Here is a 21,668-nt window from a genome sequence, read left to right as displayed (position 1 = left end):
CGGCTGGCCTCCCCTCGAGTCCGGGGACCGGGGGATGCGCTGTGTGGCGCGGGGGTGCATGAGCAACCTCTCTTCCTACCCTTTCCCGCGCGTCTCCGCCCAGGGGGACGGGCGAGGAGGAGACGAAGGCGTGAACGAACCAGCCCCTGCCCTGCCCCGCCTGTCGTTCGACTTCCCGGAAGGCGCCGACTTCAGCAACGGCGTGAACCACGAGTGGCTCCTGACCAACGGCCGAGGGGGCTACGCCTCCGGCACGGTGGTGGGCTGCAACACGCGCCGCTACCACGGCCTGTTCATCCCCACCTTGGAGAAGCTGGGCCGCACGGTGCTGATGGCGCGGATGGAGGAGACGGCGCTGGTGGACGGGGAGCGCTACCGGCTCACGTCCGAGGAGCACGACGACGGCAGCACGGTGGAGGACGGCGCGAGGCACCTGCGGCACTTCCACCTGGAGGGACTGATTCCCGTCTGGGAGTACGCGGTGGGGCGGGCGCGGCTGAGGCGCCGCTGCGTGATGGTGCACGGCGAGGACACGGTGTTCCTCTCGTGGGAGCACCTGTCCGGTCCGGAGGTGACGCTGCACCTGCGGCCGTTCCCGGTCATGCGCCCGCATGACGGGCCACTGTTGAAGGACGTGGGAGAGCCCATCGTCACGCTGCGAGGCCCGCTGCTGGAGCTGCGCAACGGAGAGGACGGTCCGATTCAGCGGATGCGGCTGTATGCGGACGGGCCCACGCCGTACGTGAGCCTGGCGGAGACCTCCAGGCCCCAGCACCTGCGGACGGAGAAGGCGCGCGGCTATGACTTCACGGAGGTGCAGCACTCACCGGGCTACTTCACGGCGACGCTGAAGCCCGGGGGCACGCTCTACTTCGGGCTCACGACGCAGGCGCCGGGGCACCTGCTGGAGCGGAATCCCAAGGAGGTATTCGAACGGGAGCTGGGGAGGCAGGAGCGCCTGTTGGAGCGCGCCCCGGAGCATGGGCGCACGGGAGTGCCGGCACGGCTGGTGTTGGCGGCGGACCAGTTCATCATCGATCCGCCAAGGCCCGCGGACGCCGCGTGGGCGCGGTCGATGGGATTGGACGCGAGGAGCGTCATCGCGGGCTACCCGTGGTTCACGGATTGGGGCCGGGACACGATGATCAGCCTGGACGGGCTGACGTTGGCGACGGGGCGCTACCGCGAGGCGGCGGCCATCCTGCGCACGTTCGAGCACTACGTGCGGGACGGCCTGATTCCGAACTACTTCCCGGATGGAGAAAACGAGGGCGTCTACCACACGGCGGACGCGACGCTCTGGTTCTTCCACGCGGTGGACCGTTACCTGGAGGAGACGGGAGACGAAGCGCTGTTGCGAGACCTGTTCCCGACGCTGCAGGACATCGTGGCGCACCACCAGAAGGGCACGCGCTTCCACATCGGCGTGGACCCCGCGGACGGGCTCCTGCGACAGGGACAGGAGGGCTACCAGCTCACCTGGATGGACGCGAAGGTGGAGGGCTGGGTGGTGACGCCGCGCCGGGGCAAGGCGGTGGAGATCAACGCGCTGTGGTTCAACGCCCTGCGCCTGATGGCGGGCTGGGCGGAGCGGCTGGGGCTGGAATCAGGGCCATACCGGGCCGCGGCGGAGAAGGCACAGGGCAGCTTCAACCAGCGCTTCTGGAATGAAGCAGGCGGGTGTCTCTACGACGTGGTGGACGGAGAGGACGGTCGCGAGGACGCGAGCGTGCGGCCGAACCAGGTCTTCGCCATCTCGCTGAAGCATCCGGTGCTGAAGCGAGACAAGTGGGCGCAGGTGCTGGAGGTGGTTCGTCGCGAACTGGTGACACCGGTGGGCCTGCGCAGCCTGGCGCCGGGGAGCAGGGACTACAAACCGAAGTACGACGGAGACCTGCGGGCCCGCGACGCGGCCTATCACCAGGGCACGGTGTGGGGCTGGCTGATTGGCCACTACGTGGACGCGACGTTGAAGGTGTCCCCGGACATCAAGGCCGCGAGGGCCCTGCTGTCTGGAATGGAGGACCATCTGTCGCACGCGGGGATTGGACAGATATCCGAAATCTTCGACGCGACGGAGCCCTACCGTCCGCGAGGCTGCTTCGCCCAGGCCTGGAGTGTCGCGGAGGCGCTGCGGGTGTTCAGCAAGACCAACGTGGGGTGATCAGGCTTTCTGGAGCTTCCTCAGCCATCTGGCGGACTTCGCATGCCCCTGGCTCGCGGCATCACGAAAGTGACGCATGGCGCGCGCCTTGGACCTGGGCACGCCCTCGCCGTTCGCGAACATCAACCCCAGGTTGAACGACGCGCTGGGATGCCCCTGCCCCGCCGCCAGTCGAAACCAGGCAAAGGCACGCAATGCGTCCGTCGGAAGGCCCACGCCATTGGAATAGTTGTAGCCCAGGGCCAGCTGCGCTTCCGCGTAACCGCCCTTCGCGGACATTTCGTAATACGCGTTGGCTCTCTTCAGGCTCTTGCGGACGCCCTTTCCCAGCTCATACGCAAGACCGACATTGTAGGCTGGAATCGGGTGTCCTTGGCGTGCGTGCCTCCGGTAGAGCCGGACCGCTTCCTGCTGCTGCTGGGCCTCGGTGCTTGCGAACAGGAGATACGCCAGGTTTCCCTCGGCGACAGCGAATCCCAGGGCGGCAGCCCGGCGATACCAGGCTTCCGCGAGGGTCTTGTCCTTTCGGGCACCCCTACCATTGTCATAGGCGAGGCCCAGGTTGAAGGCCGCGACATCGTCCCCCAGTGCGGCTGCCTTTTCCGTCCACATCCGGGAGCGCTTCGGATCACGCCTGACGCCATCTCCGTAGAGGAAGTGGAGCCCCACGTTCGTCATGGCCTCCATCTTCCCGAGCCACGCCGCCGTGAGGTACGCCTCGAAGAGGGCCTTGCGGTCGTCAGGCCGCGTCTCCTCGATCGTCCACGCCCTGCCCATGGCCGCATCCGCCAGGGATCTAACGGGTGGAGTTTTCCTTCGTACGCGCGTTTCCATTCCGGCCTACACGACATGAGCCAGACAGACCTGACCCGTGCGGTCATCACCCCGGCGAATGCGCGCGGCCTGAAGCGTGTGCGGCAGCTGGGTTCCCAGCTCGACTCCGTCCGCTGGGAGAGGCTTTGCTTTGACCCGTCAGGCACCCGGCTGCTCGCGAAAGCCGCCTCCCGCCTGCGGTGGTGGAACCTGGACACGGCAACGGACGTCGCCAGCGGCTCGGTGGAGCTGAAGATGGAGCCCACCGAGGCCCTCTTCCACGGCTCGACTCACATCGTGACCGCTGGGCCGCCGGTCGAGGAGGCCGCGGTCACCTGGCGGCCTCGGCTCATGGCCTTGTCCGCGACGGACGGTTCGCTCTGGCGCGAGGAAACCCTCTCCGCGCCCGCCACCGGGCTGGCCATGTCCCGGGACGGCGTGCTGCTGGCCATCCTGGAACGTGGCGAGGCCCTCCTATGGGACGTGGCGGCATGGAAACGGATTCGTGACCTGCATGGCGTTGAGTGGCACGTCACGGTCAAGGCGAGTGCATTCTCCCGTGACTCACGCTTCGCGGCCTCGATCGTGACGGATTACGACCACGGCCAGGCGTATCTCTACCTCTGGAATCTGAAGGCGAGCTCTCATCCCTGGGTTCATCCCCTTGGGTTTCAGTTCGCGGCGAGCGTTGCATTCCACCCCACGCTGCCCCTGCTCGTCGCGAGAGGCGTCCACGAGGTCGTGGTCATGGATGTGAATGAGCGTCGCGTCCTGCGGATGTTCAACGACTACAGTCATTACGTGAGCAACCTCGACTTCAGTCCGGACGGAGAGTTGATGGTCTCGTCTGCTGGCGACCGAGGCTTCGCGCTCTACCACTTCGATACCGGCGAGCTGTTGTTCAGCCATTCTGAAGACAACGACCTTGAGACGGCAGATGCCGTCTTCTCACCCGACGGCCGTTTCATCGCCTGGGCTCAGGGGGATGGAACCGTGGACCTGTGGGGTGTGGGCCCCGTGGCTTGACGCTCCAAAACCAGACGTGCCATGAACTCCTCCGAGGTGGCGGGAAGGCCACTTCAGGGGGGAACATGATCAGGCTCATCCGGCCCATCATCGACGGCAACGCATTGGAGGCCCTGGCCATCTTTGTCGTGGTCTTCGTGGTGTGGTGGGTGTTCTCCCTCCTCACCGCTCCCAAGACCGGACACGCGGAGCCAGACGACCCTTCTGGCTCGCCGGGCTACGCGAAGGTGGCGCTGGGGCTTCTCGCGGCGGCGCTGGTGCTGTGGGGGCTGTTCGCGCTCAGAGACAGCGATGGCCCTCCCGGTCCCAAGGGTGGGCTCCTCCACGTCGTGGCCACGGGCCCACAACCTGACCGCGACATCGTCCTGCGCGTGGATGACCAGCCCGTGGCGCCGGTGCTCCGCCTCGACCATCACCTCGCGTTTCCGGTCCCCAGCGGTCGACATGCCGTCTTCCTGAAGGACTCGAGCGTCGACAGCTCCCGCGACTTCGAGGTCGATATCCGCGAGGGCGAGGCCCTCGTGCTGTCCGTCCATCCGGACCTTTGCCCCGTGCAGATCGACATGTCGGCACTGACCTACGGCCGACCGGCGCGCTCCACTCGGACACCGCTGGACGGCGTCGTCATCCGGACCCTGCCCGTGGTGGAGGTGTTCACCCGGACAGAGAGCCCCATTTGGCTTCCTCGGGGAGCGGTCCTCTCCTTCAACGAACTGCCGGATTCACTTTCCCCGGGGTCGAGCGCCAGCATCCTGATTCCCCTTCCCTGCTCCATGGCTCAAGACGACAGGACCCTCTGGGCCGAGGCGCGGAAACGCTTCCCGGGACTCGACGACGCGGCCCGGCGTGTGGGCTACACGGAAGCGGATCCCACACGGCGTGAAGTCGCGGCGATGGACGAGGAGCGGGTCTTCGAGCTCTTCAAGCAACAGGGCGCGGCGCTGGCGCGCGAAACGCCCCCCTGAGCTAGGGTGCGCCGCCATGGCGACTCTGCGGTACTGGTTGATCAAGAGCGAGCCCTCCGTCTACGCGTACGCGAAGCTGGAGGAGGACGGCAGGACGGAGTGGACGGGCGTGCGCAGCTTCGAGGCGCGCAACAACATCCGGGCCATGACGCCCGGGGACCTGTGCCTCTACTACCACTCCAATGAGGACAAGGCCGTCGTCGGCGTGGCGTGCGTCCTCTCCAAGCCGGGCCCGGACCCCACCGCCCCCGGCGAGGACTGGGCCTCCGTGGACGTGGGGCCCGTGGTCGCCTTCACCGCGCCGGTGACGCTGGCCACCATCAAGGCCACGCCCGCGCTCAAGGACTTCCCGCTCATCACCCGCAGTCGCCTCAGCGTGACGCCCACCCCCGTGGAGCACTTCGAGCTCGTCCTCAAGATGGGCAAGACGCAGCTCCCGACGACCGCCGCCGCCAAAGCCAGGCCGAAGCCGAAAGCCAAACCCAGAGCCCGCCCATGAGCGCAGCCCGCGAAGTCCGCGCCGACTTCGACCGAGCCTCCATCGTCGTGTATCAGGCCTACGCGGACGCCATCGCGGACGTGGCCGTGAAGCAGCAGAAGTTCGGCCCGCCGTTCTCCGTGGGCCGGATGACGTGGATCAAACCCAGCTTCCTGTGGCTCATGCACCGCTCCAACTGGGGCCGGAAGAGCGGCCAGGAGCGCACGCTCGCGGTGCGGATCAAGCGCTCCGGCTGGGAGGAGGCCCTGGCCTCCGGCGTCCTCACCGGCTTCGAGCCGAAGGCCCACGGCTCACCGGACGCGTGGCGCAAGGCCTTCGACACCGCGCCCGTCCACATCCAGTGGGACCCGGAGCGCACGCTGCGCGGCGCGGGCCTGCCCCACGACAGCATCCAGGTGGGCTTGAGCCGCGCCGTCATCCAGCGCTTCGTGGATGACTGGACCGTGTCCATCACCGACCTCACGCCCCTGGTCCAGAAGCTGCGCAAGCACCTGGACGACGGCCGCGCGGATCAGGCCACGCGCCACCTGCCGAAGGAGTCCGTCTACCCGGTCCCTTCGGACCTCGCCCGGCGCCTGGGAATGTGACGGCGCGTCAGAGGAGTCCGCTCCTTCGACGCGAGTTGTTATGTTCCGAGCATGGCGGACATCCCCTCCCTGGAGACCCTGCGGACCCAAATCGAGCGCATCGACGAGGACGTCCTCGATGCGCTCCAGCGGCGCATGGCCCTGGCCGACGACGTGGCGCGCGCCAAGCTGGTGACGGCCTGGCCCTTCCGGGACCCGCAGCGCGAGGACCTGCTCCTGCGCAAGCTGCGCGGCCGGGCGGCGGAGCGAGGCCTGGATCCGCACGAAGTGGAGCGCCTCTACCGCGTCATCCTGGACATGTCCGTGGCCCGGCAGCAGGCCCTGGTCACCCGCCTGGACACTACGCCCCTGCGCGTGGGGTACCTGGGCGTCGAGGGCTCCTACAGCCACCTGGCCGCCCGCCAGCGCTACGGCCACCGGCCGGGCGGCGTGCTCCTCGCCGGCTTCGACACCGCCCGCCAGGCCGTGGAGGCCCTCAAGCAGAGCGAGCAGGACGTGCTGCTGCTGCCCATCGAGAACACCACCGCCGGCAGCATGAATGAGACGTACGACGTGCTCGCCGCGGGCGATGGCGTCATCACCGGCGAGGTGGTGAGCCAGGTGGACCACCGGTTGCTGGGCGTGAAGGGCGCGAAGCTGGAGGACCTGCGCGAGGTGCTGTCCCATCCGCAGGCCCTGGCGCAGTGCGAGGACTTCCTGCGCACGCACGTGCCCTGGGCCCGCACCGTGCTTGGGCCAGACACCGCCGTCGCCGCGCAGATGGTCGCGGATCGCAATGACAGGACCGTGGCCGCCATCGCCAGCGAGTCCGCGGCGGGCCGCTTCGGGCTCGAGGTGCTCGCCAGCGACCTGCAGCCCGGCTCGGACTTCACGCGCTTCGTCGAGGTGTCACGCCAGCCCACGCCGCTCGCGCCGGACGTGCCGTGCAAGACGTCGCTGCTGGTGGTGCTGGAGCACCGCCCGGGCGCGCTGGGCCAGGTGCTGCAGCGGCTCACGCAGCGCGGGGTGAACCTCTCCAAGCTGGAGTCGCGCCCCATCCCCGGTGCGCCGTGGAAGTACCGCTTCTACCTGGACGTGGAGGGCCACGCCGCGTCCGCCTCGGTAACGGCCGCGCTGGAGGACCTGCGCCCGCTCACGTCGTCCCTGCGCGTGCTGGGCACCTACCCGCGCGCGGAGCCCATCGATGGCTGACGCCGCCCCCCGCCGCATCGCCTTTCAAGGTGAGCGCGGCGCGTACGGCGACGAAGCCACGGGCGCCCTCTTCGGCGCCGCCGTAACGCGAATCCCCTGCCCCACCTTCCGCGCCGTCTTCGAGGCCGTGGCCGAAGGCACGGTGGACGGCGGCGTGGTGCCCATGGAGAGCGCGCTCGCGGGACCGGTGGCGGAGGTGGTGGACCTGCTCTTGGAGTTCGCCCCGGCCCTCTCCGGCGAGCTGCGCCTGCCCGTGCGTCACTGCCTGCTCGCGCCGCCGGGCCGCACGCTGGAGGGCCTCACGCGCGCGCTGTCCCATCCGCAGGCGCTGGCGCAGTGCGGAGGCTGGCTGAGAAAGCACCACCTGCACCCCATGCCCGAAGCGAACACCGCCGTGGCCGCGCGCCGCGTGGCGCAGGAGGTACTGGAGGGCACGGCGGCCATCGCCAGCCGGACCGCGGCGGAGCTCTACGGCCTCACCGTGCTGGCGGAGGGCATCGCGGACTCGCCGGACAACGCCACCCGCTTCCTCGCGGTGGGCCCGGCCGTGCCGCCCAACCTGGGCTCGCGGTGGAAGACGTCGCTGGTGCTCACGCTCGACGACGGCCCTGGCGCGCTCGCGGGCGTGCTCACGGCCTTCGCCGCGCACGGGGTGAACGTCGCGCGGCTGGAGTCGAGGCCCGGCGGCGTCCGCGCCTGGGACTACCGCTGGTGCCTGGACGTGGACGGCGCGGTGGAATCCGCGCCCGTGAAGGCGGCCCTGAGCGAAGCCCGGAGCATGTGCACGTCGCTCCGGGTGCTGGGCAGCTACGCGCTCAGCGACTGACGGCCTTGGCCGGAGCGGCGGCCTGCGTCCCGTCGCCGTTGCTCACGGCCTCCGTGTACGCGGCGCGCACGATGTTCGTGTAGCGCTGAAGGGCGCCCAGCTGCTCCAGGCGCAGCGCCTGCGGCCCGTCGCACAGCGCCTTCTCCGGCGTCGGGTGGAAGTCCACCAGCACCATGGACGCGCCCGCGATGAGGCCCTGGCCAATGGCGTGGAAGATGTCCGGCAGCCCGTCCGGCGGGGCCTCCGCGCGGCCAATCGCATGCGAGGGATCCACGCACACCGGCATGCGCGTGAGGCGGCGCACCACCGGCACGTGCGCGAAGTCCACCATGTTGCGGTGCGGATCGCCCAGGTGCGTCTTCACGCCGCGCAGGCAGAAGACGATCTTGGGGTTGCCCTCGCTCGCCACGTACTCGCACGCGTTGAGGGACTCCTCCAGCGTGATGCCCATGCCGCGCTTGAAGAGCACCGGGAAGGCGTGCTGCTGACCAATCTGCTTGAGCAGCTCGAAGTTCTGCGCGTTGCGCGTGCCCACCTGGAGCATCACGCCCGTGGGCGCCCCGGACTTCTTCAGCGCGTCGTTGATCTCATCGATGTGGCGCGGGTGCGTCACCTCCATCGCGACGACCTTGATGCCGTGCTTGCCCGCGGAGTCGAACACCCAGGGCAGGCACTTCGCGCCCAGGCCCTGGAACTCGTACGGGTTGGTGCGCGGCTTGTACGCGCCCATGCGCGTGGTGTTGATGCCGCAGCGAGCGAGCGCCGCCATCATCGCGTCCACGCTCTCCAGCGAATCCACCGCGCACAGCCCGGCGAACAGGTTCACCGAGTTGTCGCCGAAGCTGACGCCGTTGTACTCGAAGCCCGCCGTGGTGCGCTGGCCACCGTGCCGGCCGATGATGCGGTACTTCTGCGAGACGCGGACCACCTGACGCACGCCGGGCAGCTGCTGGAACGGCTCCAGCGGCACCTGCGACGTGGAGCCCAGCAGATACAGCTCCGTGATGGTGGACTCGGCGCCCTGGACGACGTGGGCACGCGGGGTGACGCCCTCGTACTGCGAAGCGAGTTGGAGGACGGCGTTCACGACGGATTCCGGGGAATCCGGCTCGAGCATCACGATCATGCGGGGGGGTCTCCTGGTGGGGGGCCGCTTCGGCATTCAACACCGGCATCCCGCCCTTTCCCTCCGCATTTGTATGGAATTTGACGCGAAGCGCCTCAGGAGGAGGCGGGGCGCAGCCGGGTCGCCAGCAGGGTGTAGTGCTCCTGCTGGGTAGGGTCTCCCAGGTGCTCCCACACGTCGGCCAGGGCCTTGGCTGCCTCCACGTAGGCAGGGGACAGTTCCAGCGCCAGTTCGAAGACCTGGCGGGCCAGCCGGTACCGGGCCTTGTCCGGCCGCCGGCCCTGGGTCAGCAGCGCGTTACCCAGGTGGTAGACCTCGATGGCGGCGGCCTCGCGGTAGCCGGGGGTGGGGTTGAGTTGCACCGCCCGGTGCATCAGGAGGGAGGCGGCTTCGGGCTCCCCCAGTTCCAACTGGCAGAGGGCCGCCTCGCGGTGGGGGTCCGCCGCGGAGGGATCCAGCTCGATGGCGCGCTGGAAGCCCTTCAAGGCCTCGTCGGTACGCCCCAGCTGCTTGAGGGCGAAGGCCTTCGAGGTGAGCGCGGGGAAGTGGCGCGGATCCACGGCGAGGACCTGCTCGAACGACTGGAGCGCAGCCTCGTGGTTGCCGGACATGGAACGGTGGACGCCCTCGTTGAACGACGCCAACAGCAACGACCTGGACATCTTCGGTTCCCCCATCGGACAGGGTTCGCAAGGCCGCGCGCTTCACGCGGCCCGAAAGCGCAAGCCTGTCACCGGGGGCCCACGCCTCGCAAAGGTGCGCCCCTTCCCCGGCTGATGGCACCCATCGCGTTCGGCTGATGACGCGGGCGGCCTCCCGCATGACGCAGGTTTCCGTCGTCCGGAATTCGCCACTGTCCCCGGCCGGCCCTCCTGCGCTACGTCGCCGGAAGTCCAGGGTGGACTCCTCCCCGAGGCCCTCATGCTGGTGTTCGAGATCGTCATCGCGCTGCTGCTGGGAGGCGCGGGACTGGCGGCGCTGTCCCGGCGGCTTGGCACGCCCTACCCCGCGCTGGTGGCGCTCGCCGGGGCGGTCCTGGCGCTCGTGCCGGGCAGCCCGGAGCTGGTGTTGGATCCGGAGCTGGCGCTCACCCTGTTCGTCGCGCCGGTGCTGCTGGACGCGGCGTTCGACGCGTCCCCTCGCGACCTGCGCGCGAACTGGCGGCCGGTGGCGAGCCTGGCCCTGGGGGCGGTGGTGCTCACGGTCATCGTCGTCGCGGTGGCGGTGAAGTGGATGGTGCCGGCGATGCCCTGGGCCGCGGCCATCGCGCTGGGCGCCATCGTCGCGCCTCCGGACGCGGCGGCGGCCACGGCGGTGCTGAAACAGCTCAAGCCCCCGCATCGGCTGATGGTCATCCTGGAGGGCGAAAGCCTCTTCAACGACGCGAGCGCCCTGCTCATCTACCGGCTCGCGCTGGGGGCCGTGGCCGCGGGCGGCGTGCTGGGCTGGAGCGCGGTGCCCACGCTGCTCGTCGTCACGGTGGCCAGCGTGCTCCTGGGCGTCGTGCTGTCGCGGGTGAGCCTGCGCATCAACGCCGGCGTCGAGGACGTGTCCACGGCGGTCATCACCCAGTTCGGCAGCACGTTCGCGGTGTGGATCCTCGCGGAGCGGCTGCACCTGTCCGGCATCCTGACGACGGTGGTCTACGCGATGACCATCTCGCGCACGGCCTCCGTGGTGACGCCCGCGAGGATCCGCATCCCGTCCTACGCGGTGTGGGAGGTGGCGACGTTCGTGTTGAACGTGCTGGCCTTCGTGCTCGTGGGCTTCCAGTTGAAGGGCATCGTCGCGCGCTTCGACCGGGAGACGTGGCTGGAGTACGGCGCCATCGCGGCGGTGGTGACGGGCGCGGCCATCCTCGCGCGCATCGCCTGGGTGATGGGGGCGGCGGCGTTCAACCGCTGGAGGCAGCGCAAGTCGAAGTCCAGCCCCGTCACGCTCTCACCGAGCGCGGCCGTGCTGGTGGGCTGGTGCGGGATGCGAGGCATCGTGACGCTCGCGGCGGCGCTGGCACTGCCCACTGGGCATGACGGGGTCGCGGCCTTCCCCTACCGGGACCTCATCCTCTTCACGTCCTTCTCCGTGGTGCTGGGGACGCTCGTGGTGCAGGGAATGACGCTCAAGCCCTTGATGACGCGGCTGAAGCTGGACGACGACGGAGAGGTGGACCACGAGGTGCGGCTCGCCCGGGTGGAGACGCTGCGCGCCGGGCTGGAAGCCACGAACGAGTCAACGGGGACGGAGATGGCGACCCTGGTCCGGCGCCGGTACGAGCTGCAACTGCGGCGCGCGCGGCAGCTCCTGGATGAACACGCCCTCATGGGCTCCGCGAGCCCCAGCTCTCCCTGGGGGCCGCCCACCGCGGACGCGGAGACGGTGCGCAGCGCGATGGCCGCGGGACGGAAGAAGCTTGCGGAGCTCCGGGCGAACGGCACCATCGGGGACGCGGCGTTCCAGCAGGTGGAGCAGGAGCTGGACTGGTCGGAGCTCGACCTGCAACAGCTCCTGAGGGCGGAGTCACCCGAGTAGTTCTCAGCCGCGCGCTTCCTCCTCCATCGCCGCGAGGAAGCCCGTGGTGAAGTCCGGGTAGCGCGGTGTCCAGCCCAGGGTCTCCAACTTCGCGGCGCTGATGGCGCGGTCGCCGCGCAGGGACTCATGAAGGGACTCGAAGGGCACGCGCGGCGGCATGGGGAGGCCCAACTGCTGACAGAGCCAGGAGGCCGTCTCCTCCTGCGTCGCGGGCCGGCGGTCGGCCACGCAGTACACCTCGCCAGGCGCGCCACGCTCGAGCACCACGCGCACCGCGTCCACCAGGTCATCCACGTGGATGCGCGACAGCCGTCCTCCGCCTGAGTCCGGGATGCGCAGCGTGCCCGCCTTCAAGCGTCCGGACGTGCCGCGCCCCGGGCCGTAGATGCCCGCGATGCGCATGGCGTTCGCGCCCAGGGGAAGGAAGAGTTCCTCCGCCTCCAGGCGTGCGCGGGAGACCGCGGAGGTCCTGTCGACCGGCGTGGACTCATCCACGTGTCCGCGAGCGGAGCCATAGACACCCGTGGAAGACAGGTAGACGAGCCGGGACGGACGCGAGCGGACCAGTGCTTCCGCGAAGCGGGCATCCAACCCTGCTTCGGGAGGAACGGAGTCCACGACGTGCGCACCCTCTGCCCGTGACAGCGCGTCGTCAATCGACACGACGCGAGCACCCGCGCCCTCGAGCACCGAACGGCGAGCGGCGTCCCGGGTCGTGGCCAGGACCTCCCGGCCCGAGCGGGCCTCCGCCACCGCGAACCGCGTGAGCGTGTAACCACAGCCAAGCAGGAGGAGCGGAGCGGTCATGGCCTCCGCGATACCGGGCAACGCCCGCCCCGCGCAAGGCCCACGCCCAAAGTGAACGGCCCTCCTCCCGTCATCCGGAAGAAGGGCCGTCATTTCACGTCGTCAGTCGCGGCCTAGAACTCCGCGCTCGCGCGAGGGTCGATGATGCCGCACTCCTTGATCTTGTAGAGCAGCGCCTTGTAGCTGATGCGCAGCTTGCCCGCCGCGCGGCGCTTGTTCCACGCGGTGCGCTGGAGCATCGCGAGGATGGCCTCGCGCTCCGCGAGCATCGCCGCCCGCTTGCCGATGTCCTTGAGCGACAGCTCCCCGGCCGGAGGCGGCGGAGGCGGAGGCTGCGGAGCATCGAACGGGTTCGCGTAGCGCTGCGGCGCCACGGCGTTGAACGGCGTGGCATCCGTCATCACCGGCGGAGGCGTCATCACCACGCCGCGCGCGGGCATCTCCAGCACCTGCACACCGGCGCCCGAAGCCGTCGCGTGCGCGGACGGAGGAGCCGCGAAGACGCGAGCGGACTCGTCCACGTAGCGCGACGGAGGCGGGCTGAACTCGTCCCCACCGCCGAACGACGTGGGCAGCGACGGGGCGCTCGCCGGAGCACGGCCGCCGCCGCGGATTTCATCCAGCACCAGGGTCGGGTCCTTCAGCACGCACAGCCGGCGCACCATGTTCTCCAGCTCGCGCACGTTGCCCGGCCACTCGTAGTCGCTGAACGCGTGGAGCACCTCCGAGGGCAGCTCGGACACGTTCGTCATGAAGCCCTTGCCGTACTTCTTGAGGAAGTGGTCGGTGAGCGGCACCACGTCCTCGCGGCGCTCGCGAAGGGGCGGCAGGCGGATGGCCACCACGTTGAGGCGGTAGTACAGGTCCTCGCGGAAGTTGCCGAGCGAGATCTCCTTCTCCAGATCGCGGTTCGTCGCCACCACCACGCGGCTGTCCACGCGGACGCTCTTCTTGCCGCCGACGCGGAAGAACTCCTCGTCCTGCAGCACCTGGAGCAGCTTCGCCTGGAGGCGGATGGCCATCTCGCCAATCTCATCCAGGAAGATGGTGCCCTGATCCGCCAGCTCGAACTTGCCCGGCTTCTCCGCCGTGGCGCCCGTGAAGGCGCCGCGCTCGTGGCCGAACAGCTCGCTCTCCAGCAACTCACCCGGCAGCGCCGCGCAGTTCACCTTGATGAACGGCCGGCCATGGCGCTGGCTGCGCGCATGGATTTCGCGGGCAATCACTTCCTTGCCCGTGCCGGACTCACCCAGCAGCAGCACCGGCACGTCCGTGTCCGCGATGCGCTCCACCAGCGCACGCGCGCGGCGCATGGCCGGCGACGTGGAGATGAGCACGCGGGCCTCCGCCGCGGCCTCCGCGGGCGTCAACACCACGCGAGGCGCGGGCGCGGTCGCCTGCCGCTCCGGAACGCGGGTCCCCAGGGCGCGCGCGAGCACGTCCTGCAGCTCGTCGTTGCCAAAGGGCTTCGCCAGATAGTCGGAGGCGCCCATCTTCATCGCGCGCACCGCGTCGTCAGCGCCCGACAGCGCGCTCAACACGATGACCGGAGCCGCGCCACCCGTGCTCCGGTAGCGGCGCAGCACCTCCAGACCACTCATCTCCGGCATCACCACGTCCAGCAGCACCGCGTCGAACGAGCCGCCAGAGAGCATCTCCAGCGCCTGCGAACCGCTCGACGCACAGCGCACCTGGTACCCCGAGCTCCCCAGCAGCTCGGAAAGGAACGTGCGCACCGACTCCTCGTCATCCACCACCAGCACCGCGATCCGATCCATCCCCACGCCTCCGCTCGCCCTGTGCATCAAACCCTCGTGAACTGAATCAAACCGACATCAGACGGGCTGGACCGGCTGCCCGCCGAAGCTCGCGTGTACGCCTCAAGGTCTGCAGTGCCGCGCCCAACAGCTGGGTGGGAGCCCCCACCGTGTCCGGGAAGCTCACCGCTCCCAGCTCCAGCGCCGTACGCACCACGCGACCCTCCATCTGGAACCGGGCGGCCTCGAACCGGGCCTCCACCCGAGCCAGCACCTCCGGCACCGACTCCGCGGGCGTGCCCGGCAGCAGCATGGCGAACTGACTGTCGCCCACCCGCGCCACCGCGTCCGCCTCGCGCACCGTCTGCCCCAGCACCACCGCGCTGTAGACGAGCAGCCGCTCCGCCATGCTCTTGCCGTGCTCCTTGCGAAGCGCACTCCAACCCGTCACCTCCGCCGCCACCACCGAGAATGTCCCGCCGTAGCGCTCCGTCCGCCGTGCCTCCAACCCGATGAGGGCCAGCAGGAAGGGCCGGTTGTAGAGCCCCGTCACCGGGTCGTGCAGCGCCAGCGCCGTGCCGGCCTCTTCACCCGCGGCCGCGCGCTCCACCGACTGCTTGAGCCGCATCTGCGCGTGCAGCTTCATGGACAGCTCCGCGCCATCCACCGTGCGAGGCACCACGTCCACGCACTGCCCCTTCTCCACGCAGAAGCGCCACGCGTCCCGGTCGTGCGAATCCACCAGGTACATCATCGGCACCGTGCCCTTGCCCACCTGACGCAGGCGCCGCGCCGTCTGGATCGCCGCGTAGTCCGGCGGCTGCGCGGCCAGCAGTACGGCATCCGGACGGATCACCTCGAACAGGGGCACCGCCGCGTCGAAGCGCGTCAGGGGCACCACTCGGAAACCGGCCTCCCCCAGGAGCGCCCGGGTGCGCTCCAGGTCCTCCGCGCGAGGCTCCACCAGCAGCACCGTAGGCGGCTGGCCTGACTTTCCCGCTCCCTTGCGCTTCACACCCACCGCCGTGCCCTCCCTTCCAGCATTTTCTGCCCCGCCACCCTGCCCGCCTGCCCAGATTTACAGCCCCGCTACTTTCGCGCCCTACGTATCCCCTTGGATTTCTTAGGGAAGGGCACTTCGTTACCCACCCTGGCCCACGGTTTTAGCAATGGGTATGCCATTCATCACCTCGCGGATCCGGACTTCCAGGGTTTCCGCGTCGACGCGGTGCTTGAAGGCGGGCACCCCATCAATGAGGACCACGGGGATGTCGTAACGCCAGGCCTCGAAGAGGTCCGGGCTCTGGAGGATGTCGGTGACGTAGAGCTCGAACGGCAGCCGGGTCCGCACCTCTTCGACCACGGCGAGGGCCTTCTCACAGAGGGAACACCGGGGTTTCGAGTAGATATCGACTCGCATGCGTTGCAGGATGGGCGCTCGATGCGCGGCGTGTGTGGTGATTTTTCGACGATGCCCCTCAAGGACCTGGTCGTCCACCTCGGGAATCGCCGGGCCACCGGCACCCTGAACGTGGAGCGGGGAGACGTGCGCAAGCAGCTCCTGCTGCGCGACGGCAACGTCATCACCGCCAGCTCCAACCAGCCCCGCGAGTACTTCGGCCAGTTCCTGATCAACCAGGGTCACCTGACGGAGGATCAGCTGGAGCGCGCCTTCTCCACGCAGGCGGAGACGCACATCCTGCTGGGGAAGATCCTGATCATGACGGGCACGGTGTCGGAAGCCACCGTGCGCACGGTGCTCTCCCACAAGTTCCGGGAGATGCTGCTGGACGCCTTCACCTGGGAGGAAGGCGGCTTCGACTTCCGCCCCACGGACGATGCGCAGGAGCTGGAGGGCCTGGACGTCAGGGTGGACCTGCTGGACGTCAGCCGCGAGGGTGAGTTCCGCGAAACGGCGTGGCAGGCCATCCGCGCGGTGTTCCCTTCCGGCCGCGTGCGCCTGGAGGTGGACGAGCGCAAGCTGACGGACCGCAAGGCCGGCAGCATGGACGAGCGCATCGTGCAGCTCGCGAAGGAAGGCCTCAGCATCGACGGCATGGCGCTGGCGCTGCACGCCACCGACTTCTTCCTCTACCAGCGGCTGTACGCGCTCTACCGGCAGGACGCGCTGCGGGTGTCCGACGAAGCCCCCCTGCCCGCCCCGGACCCCGGAGCGCACACCGTCGTCGTGGTGGAGGAGGACGACGAGGACGACCTGAACGCAGGCGGCGTCATCGGCTCCGAGTCCTCCTCCGACGAGGTGCTCCAGGCCGCCCAGCTCTTCCTGGACGCGGGCAACCTGCGTGACGGCGAGGCGCTGGCCCGCCGTGCGCATGAAATCGCGCCCAGCGAGCACACCACGAAGCTGCTGCGCGAAGCGGAAGGCAGGCTGCTCACGGAGCTGCGCAAGGCGCTGATGGAGCCGTCGCGGGTGCCGGCACTGATGGTGACGCCCGCGCACCTGAAGACGCTGCCCCTCACGTCACCGGAGCGCTACCTGCTGTCGCGCATCGACGGGCGGCGGGACGTGGCCGCCATCGTGCACGTGTCGCCCCTCCAGGAGCTGGAGGCCCTGAAGTTCTTCCAGGGCTTCGTGGACACGGGGCTGGTGAAGCTCACCGCGCGTCCGCTGTCCTGACGTCCCGCTTCAGTGCTTGCCGGCGGCGCCCGCGGGGGCCGTCAGCTCCACCGGCGCGGGGATGCGCTCCAACGCCAGACGCAGGGCCTCGCGGCCGAGGTAGGAGCCGCGGATGCGCCACTTCGGGTCATTCACGATGAGGGCGGCCACGGCCACGCGCGGGTTGTCCTTGGGCGCGAAGCCGACGAACCACGAGTAGTCGTGGAAGGGCTCGCGGTCCGCGAGCGTGCCCGTCTTGCCCACCGCGTCCTTCACCTGGAAGCCGCGCTCGCGGAAGACGCCGCGCGCGGTGCCGTGGGTGACGGTCTCCTCCAGCATCCGCGTGAGCTCGTGCGCGGCGGTGGGGGTGAGCACGGGCTCCGGCTCCGGCAGGGGCATGAAGGGCTCCGGCTCCACCAGCACGGGGTCCACCCAGCGGCCCTCGTTGGCGGCCACCGACGCCAGCAGCGCGCCGTGCAGTGGGGACAGGTACACGTCGCCAAAGCCCGCGCCGGTGTTGGCGAGCGCGAAGCCGTCCTCCGGGATGTACGCGAGCGACACGTCCAGGGGCTGGGCGAAGGGAATCTCGCGGTTGAAGCGCAGGCGCGCCGCCATGCGCTTGAGGGAGTCCGCGGTCAGGTGCTTGCTGGTCATCTTGGCGAAGATGACGTTGGCGCTCTTGCCCATGGCCAGCGCCAGCGAATAGCAGGCGCCGTCGCGCTCGGTGTCCTCCAGCTGCCGCTCGTTCAACCGACGCTTGCCGCCGTGGAAGCAGGCCTCGGTGTCGGCCGACACGCCGGCCTCCAGGAGCGCGCTGCCGGTGACGATCTTGAAGATGCTCGCGGCCGGGTACACCGCGCGGATGGGCAGCCCGCGCAGCTCCGGCTTCGCCTCCGAGTGCTCCGCCATCGCGAGCACGCGGCCGGTGGCGGGCTCCAGCACCACCGCGGCGCCGTAGGGCACCTGGTAGTTCTGCATGATCTTCGTGAGCGACGCCTGAAGGCCGGGGTCGATGGTGAGCACCTGATCCGGCGCGTTCTTGCCGCCCTTCACCACCAGCTTGTTGCCCTCCAGCTTCGCGCGGGCCACCAGGTCCTGCGCGCGCGGCAGGCCCTGGAGCTTGCCGAACGGCGGCGCCTTCTCCCGCGAGGGCACCGGCATCGGCGGCACCATGCCGGGCTCCAGCGCGGCGGCGTCCTTCGAAGCCAGCGCCTCCGCCAGCGCGCGGGCATCCACCGGGCGCGAGTCCTCGGGCGGAGTGGCCGCCACGGCTTCACCGGCGGTCCCGGAGTCTGGAGCCTGCGCGGCGCTCGCGGAGCCCCCCGCGTCCGGCGAAGCTGCCTGAGCGCGCTGCTCGGCCTCCACCTTCTCCACGAGCGCACGGGCGCCCACGGGCCCCGCGTCCGTCCCCAGGGCGCTCACCGACTGCGCCAGCACCTGGGCATCCGACGGGGCGGCGGGTGACGGCGCGGTGTTCGCGTCCGGCCCGGGCGCGGAGGCGCCCAGGAGCAGCGTGAGGGGGAACAGCGGCAGGGCGGCGAAGAGGCGGCGAATCGTCATGCGTCGGGGCTCTCCTTGGGGGGCAGGGAGCAAGCCGCCGGATCCTAGTCGCTGAGAGCGCGCTGTCCACGGCTTGCCTCCTCGACTGCTGCCTTCGTCCGCGAGAAACCTGGGAAGGTGCCCGGAGGTCCAGTAGGGTCCTGTGCACCTTGGACGGACTCAAAGAGACATTGGTGATCTGGGCAGCCGAGCTGCGTCGGGCCATGAAGAGCGGCCGGGCCATCGTGCTGCTCGGCCTCTACAGCATGTTCTCCGCGCTGGTGCTGCTCGTGGTGGGCTTCGTCACCCGGGAGCTGCAGGCCCAGGTGAACGCGAAGCTCGCCGAATCCGGCGGGGACTCGGAGATGGCCGCGCAGGCCGCGGAGCAGATGCACCAGGGGGTGCTGGGCTTCCTCGCCAGCAACGACGCCGCGATGATGGAGGCGCTGGCGAAGGTGCCCATCGTGGTGCTCATCGTCTTCAAGATCACCCTCTTCTTCCTGCCCGCCTACGTCGCGCTGATGGGCTTCGACCAGGTGAGCGGCGAAGTGGGGCCGCGCTCCATGCGCTACCTCACGGTGCGCGCGCGCCGCTCGTCGGTGCTCCTGGGCAAGTTCCTCTCCCAGGCCACGCTGCTGGTGGGGCTGGTGCTGATCATCGACCTGGCCATCTTCATCTACGCGCGCATCATCAACGACGACTTCGCCTTCGGGGTGCTGGTGCTCAACCTCCTGAAGTTCTGGAGCGCCACCATCGTCTTCTCGCTGGCCTACGTCGCCCTCACCACCCTGTGCTCCAGCCTCTTCCGCAGCCCCGCGGTGAGCCTGGTCTTCAACTTCATCCTGCTCTTCGTCTTCTGGCTGATGGACTCCGTGGGGCGCTCCGTGAGCGAGGAGAACGTGCTGCGCTTCCTGCGCTACCTGTCCCCGTCGTACTACTCGGGCAACCTGCTGCACCCGAAGCTCGCCGAGTTCGCCATGAGCGGCGCGGCCTACGCGGCCTTCGCGGCCGTCTTCCTCTTCGGCGCCTACGGCGTCCTGCGCTCGAGGGACCTGTGAGCGACCTGGCCATCCAGCTGAACAACGTCTCCAAGCGCTTCGGCGCCAAGGTCGCCGTCAACGCGGTGAGCCTCCAGGTGCGGCAGGGCGACGTCTTCGGCCTCATCGGCCCCAACGGCGCCGGCAAGACGACCACCTTCTCCATGATGTGCGGCTACCTCTACCCGTCCGAGGGCTCGCTCCAGGTGATGGGCGTGTCCCCCACCGCGCCCGGCGCCCTCAAGGGCCGCGTGGGCGCGCTGCCCCAGGACGCGGTGCTGCCGCCCGGCTGGGAGGTGGGCGCGCTGCTCATGTACTGGGCCCGCCTGTCGGACCTGCCCCAGCCCGAGCACGAGGCCCGCGGCGCCCTGGAGAAGGTCGGCCTGATGGAGGCCTGGAAGGTCCAGACCCAGGCGCTCAGCCACGGCATGGCCAAGCGCGCCGCCATGGCCCAGGCCCTGATGGGCCGCCCGCCGCTCGTCCTGTTGGACGAGCCCACCGCCGGCCTGGATCCGCGCATCGCCGCGCAGGTACGGCAGGTCATCAAGGACATGAAGGGCACGCAGACGGTGGTCGTCTCCAGCCACAACCTCCAGGAGCTGGAGGAGCTGTGCGACGCGGCCGCCATCCTCGACAAGGGCTCGCTCGCGCAGGCCGGCACCATGTCGGAGCTCACCGGCCAGGGCGCCGAGTTCCGCGTCCAGATCGCCCGGGGCGACGTCATCATCCCCGAAATCACCTCCATGCCCGGCGTCACCGACGCACGCATGGAAGGCACGGACGTGCTGCGCGTCCGCTTCGACGGCCAGGCCCACAAGGCCGAGGAGGTCATCAGCCGCACCGTCGGCCACCTCCTCCAGCACCAGGTGCTCATCCTCGGCGTCAGCCGCGGCCGCCGCCTGGAGGACCGCGTCCTTCAGCTGCTGTAGGCCCGCACCCCACGGACGCTCACCCCGCCTTGCGCACCCAGCCCACATAGTGGGTGCCACGGCGCTCCATGCGGACGAGCTCGTTGCCCGTCGCGTCGCACCACGCGGGCAGGTCCGCCTCCAGCCCGCGGTCGGTGGAGACGAGCTCCACCAGCGTCCCGGGCGGCAGGCGGCGCATCGCCTTGGCAATCTCCAGGATGGGCACCGGGCAGAGGGCCCCGGACGTATCCACGCGCACACCGGCTTCCATTCGCGCGCATCCTGTCATGGGGCCTGGAACCCCGCCTGCCAAAGCGACACGACACGCGCGCTGAGAGGGAATTTTGGTGTCCCCAACGTCGTTGTCCGCCCCTTCGAGGCCTCTGGATAACGGGCGGACGCAGGCGGTCATCGCGGCTTGCGTGTCTGGAATTCCCTCTGTTAAGTACCCCGCCCTTTCCCTACCCAGACACCCGCTTGGGGCCCGGAGTCGGACCTATGGCGCAGGAGCATTCCCAACCCATGAAGCCCAATGTCATCGTGGCCCTGCTGGTCGGCCTGGTGCTCGGGTTCGTTGGCGGCCGTGCCGCCACCGGCTCGAAGCCCTCCACCGGCAATCCCCCCCCCATCGCGCAGGCGGGGAACAAGCCCGCGGCGCGCGCCGTGGACCCCACCGTCTTCAAGGTGCCCGTCGAAGGCGCCCCGACGAAGGGCAGCGTCAACGCGCTCGTCACCATCGTGGAGTTCTCCGACTACGAGTGCCCGTTCTGCAGCCGCGCGCACAACACCGTCGAGCAGCTCCAGAAGGACTACGGCAACAAGCTGCGCGTCGTGATGCGCCAGAACCCGCTGTCCTTCCACCCGCACGCCAAGCCCGCGTCCCTCGCGGCGCTCGCGGCCGGTGAGCAGGGCAAGTACTGGGACATGCACAACCTGCTCTTCGCCAACAACAAGAAGCTGGATGGGGAGAGCCTGGAGGGCTACGCCAAGCAGATCGGCCTGGACGTGGCGAAGTGGAAGACGGACATGGCGGATGAGCGCCTGGGCGCCACCATCGAAAAGGATCAGGCCCTGGCCCAGCAGATGGGCGCCAGCGGCACCCCGGCCTTCTTCATCAACGGCCGCTTCCTCTCCGGCGCGCAGCCCATCGACAACTTCAAGGCCCTCATCGACGAGGAGCTCGCCAAGGCCGAGGGCCTGGTGAAGAGCGGCGTCGCGCCGTCGCAGGTCTACGCGCGCACCATCGAGAAGGGCGTTGATCGCGCCCCGTCCCGCCC

The 21,668-nt window shown here is 69.5% G+C and carries 21 protein-coding genes; 12 read left to right on the top strand and 9 right to left on the bottom strand.

The genetic code is table 11. The features are described 5' to 3' along the window. The first annotated feature begins 130 nt into the window (after positions 1-130). A complete protein-coding gene (locus D7X99_RS19290) occupies positions 131-2,164 on the top strand; it encodes an amylo-alpha-1,6-glucosidase (RefSeq protein ID WP_121779058.1) in 2,034 nt (677 codons plus the stop codon). Here D7X99_RS19290 and D7X99_RS19285 read toward each other — a convergent pair whose 3' ends face one another. After that, complete coding sequence (locus tag D7X99_RS19285; protein ID WP_233613531.1) at positions 2,165-2,998, bottom strand: tetratricopeptide repeat protein; 834 nt, start codon at positions 2,996-2,998, stop codon at positions 2,165-2,167. Between the two features lie 15 nt (positions 2,999-3,013). On the opposite strand from D7X99_RS19285, the gene D7X99_RS19280 reads away from it, so the two are divergent. The 6 genes from D7X99_RS19280 (at position 3,014) to D7X99_RS19255 (ending at position 8,071) form a co-directional block, all read left to right on the top strand. Further along, on the top strand, positions 3,014-4,003 hold the full coding sequence (locus D7X99_RS19280; protein ID WP_121779056.1) for a WD40 repeat domain-containing protein: 990 nt from the start codon (positions 3,014-3,016) through the stop codon (positions 4,001-4,003). 65 nt (positions 4,004-4,068) lie between these two features. After that, positions 4,069-4,968: a hypothetical protein gene (locus D7X99_RS19275; protein WP_121779055.1), complete on the top strand. Its 900-nt coding sequence runs from the start codon at positions 4,069-4,071 to the stop codon at positions 4,966-4,968. 16 nt (positions 4,969-4,984) lie between these two features. Continuing rightward, positions 4,985-5,467: an EVE domain-containing protein gene (locus D7X99_RS19270; protein ID WP_121779054.1), complete on the top strand. Its 483-nt coding sequence runs from the start codon at positions 4,985-4,987 to the stop codon at positions 5,465-5,467. Then, on the top strand, positions 5,464-6,054 hold the full coding sequence (locus tag D7X99_RS19265; protein WP_121779053.1) for a DUF4291 domain-containing protein: 591 nt from the start codon (positions 5,464-5,466) through the stop codon (positions 6,052-6,054). The genes D7X99_RS19270 and D7X99_RS19265 overlap by 4 nt, the downstream gene beginning before the upstream one ends. A 51-nt stretch (positions 6,055-6,105) precedes the next feature. After that, the gene (gene pheA / locus D7X99_RS19260) at positions 6,106-7,245 is read left to right on the top strand and encodes a prephenate dehydratase (RefSeq protein ID WP_121752211.1); all 1,140 of its coding nucleotides are present in this window, start codon (positions 6,106-6,108) and stop codon (positions 7,243-7,245) included. Beyond that, the gene (locus D7X99_RS19255) at positions 7,238-8,071 is read left to right on the top strand and encodes a prephenate dehydratase (protein WP_121779052.1); all 834 of its coding nucleotides are present in this window, start codon (positions 7,238-7,240) and stop codon (positions 8,069-8,071) included. The genes pheA and D7X99_RS19255 overlap by 8 nt, the downstream gene beginning before the upstream one ends. Here the strand turns inward: D7X99_RS19255 and D7X99_RS19250 are convergent. Next, the gene (locus tag D7X99_RS19250) at positions 8,061-9,197 is read right to left on the bottom strand and encodes a 3-deoxy-7-phosphoheptulonate synthase (RefSeq protein ID WP_120578547.1); all 1,137 of its coding nucleotides are present in this window, start codon (positions 9,195-9,197) and stop codon (positions 8,061-8,063) included. The genes D7X99_RS19255 and D7X99_RS19250 overlap by 11 nt on opposite strands. A gap of 95 nt (positions 9,198-9,292) precedes the next feature. Further along, positions 9,293-9,859 carry a tetratricopeptide repeat protein gene (locus D7X99_RS19245; RefSeq protein WP_120578559.1) on the bottom strand — a complete coding sequence of 189 codons (567 nt, stop codon included), beginning with the start codon at positions 9,857-9,859 and terminating at the stop codon, positions 9,293-9,295. A gap of 259 nt (positions 9,860-10,118) precedes the next feature. Between D7X99_RS19245 and D7X99_RS19240 the strand changes: the two genes are divergently transcribed. Further along, positions 10,119-11,726 (top strand): Na+/H+ antiporter, encoded by a 1,608-nt coding sequence (locus D7X99_RS19240; RefSeq protein ID WP_121779051.1) that lies wholly within the window; start codon positions 10,119-10,121, stop codon positions 11,724-11,726. 3 nt (positions 11,727-11,729) lie between these two features. On the opposite strand, the gene D7X99_RS19235 is transcribed toward D7X99_RS19240, so the two are convergent. The 4 genes from D7X99_RS19235 to D7X99_RS19220 all read right to left on the bottom strand — a co-directional run bounded on the left by D7X99_RS19235 (position 11,730) and on the right by D7X99_RS19220 (position 15,710). After that, the gene (locus D7X99_RS19235) at positions 11,730-12,533 is read right to left on the bottom strand and encodes an NAD-dependent epimerase/dehydratase family protein (RefSeq protein ID WP_121779050.1); all 804 of its coding nucleotides are present in this window, start codon (positions 12,531-12,533) and stop codon (positions 11,730-11,732) included. Positions 12,534-12,646: 113 nt separating this feature from the next. Beyond that, complete coding sequence (locus tag D7X99_RS19230; protein WP_121779049.1) at positions 12,647-14,311, bottom strand: sigma-54 dependent transcriptional regulator; 1,665 nt, start codon at positions 14,309-14,311, stop codon at positions 12,647-12,649. Between the two features lie 46 nt (positions 14,312-14,357). Beyond that, positions 14,358-15,311, bottom strand: coding sequence for a diguanylate cyclase (locus D7X99_RS19225; RefSeq protein ID WP_169826274.1), 954 nt, complete (start codon positions 15,309-15,311; stop codon positions 14,358-14,360). Between the two features lie 120 nt (positions 15,312-15,431). Further along, complete coding sequence (locus D7X99_RS19220) at positions 15,432-15,710, bottom strand: glutaredoxin family protein (RefSeq protein WP_121779047.1); 279 nt, start codon at positions 15,708-15,710, stop codon at positions 15,432-15,434. Between the two features lie 21 nt (positions 15,711-15,731). Here D7X99_RS19220 and D7X99_RS19215 point away from each other — a divergent pair, with 21 nt between their 5' ends. After that, complete coding sequence (locus D7X99_RS19215; RefSeq protein WP_121779046.1) at positions 15,732-16,928, top strand: DUF4388 domain-containing protein; 1,197 nt, start codon at positions 15,732-15,734, stop codon at positions 16,926-16,928. Positions 16,929-16,937: 9 nt separating this feature from the next. Here D7X99_RS19215 and D7X99_RS19210 read toward each other — a convergent pair whose 3' ends face one another. After that, a complete protein-coding gene (locus D7X99_RS19210) occupies positions 16,938-18,467 on the bottom strand; it encodes a penicillin-binding transpeptidase domain-containing protein (protein ID WP_121779045.1) in 1,530 nt (509 codons plus the stop codon). Positions 18,468-18,637: 170 nt separating this feature from the next. Between D7X99_RS19210 and D7X99_RS19205 the strand changes: the two genes are divergently transcribed. Beyond that, positions 18,638-19,504 (top strand): ABC transporter permease, encoded by an 867-nt coding sequence (locus D7X99_RS19205; protein ID WP_255429432.1) that lies wholly within the window; start codon positions 18,638-18,640, stop codon positions 19,502-19,504. Beyond that, positions 19,501-20,412, top strand: coding sequence for an ABC transporter ATP-binding protein (locus D7X99_RS19200; RefSeq protein WP_121779043.1), 912 nt, complete (start codon positions 19,501-19,503; stop codon positions 20,410-20,412). The genes D7X99_RS19205 and D7X99_RS19200 overlap by 4 nt, the downstream gene beginning before the upstream one ends. A 19-nt stretch (positions 20,413-20,431) precedes the next feature. Here D7X99_RS19200 and D7X99_RS19195 read toward each other — a convergent pair whose 3' ends face one another. After that, positions 20,432-20,662, bottom strand: a complete 231-nt coding sequence (locus tag D7X99_RS19195) for a sulfurtransferase TusA family protein (protein ID WP_120578537.1) — start codon at positions 20,660-20,662, stop codon at positions 20,432-20,434. 251 nt (positions 20,663-20,913) lie between these two features. Here D7X99_RS19195 and D7X99_RS19190 point away from each other — a divergent pair. Then, positions 20,914-21,668, top strand: a 755-nt coding sequence (locus D7X99_RS19190) for a DsbA family protein (RefSeq protein ID WP_233613529.1), incomplete at its 3' end; no start/stop codon positions are given.

This window comes from Corallococcus sp. AB032C, from assembly GCF_003668935.1.
Classification (GTDB): domain Bacteria; phylum Myxococcota; class Myxococcia; order Myxococcales; family Myxococcaceae; genus Corallococcus; species Corallococcus exiguus.
Note: the sequence above shows the minus strand (reverse complement) of the source record. Positions and strands in the feature narration are given on the sequence as shown.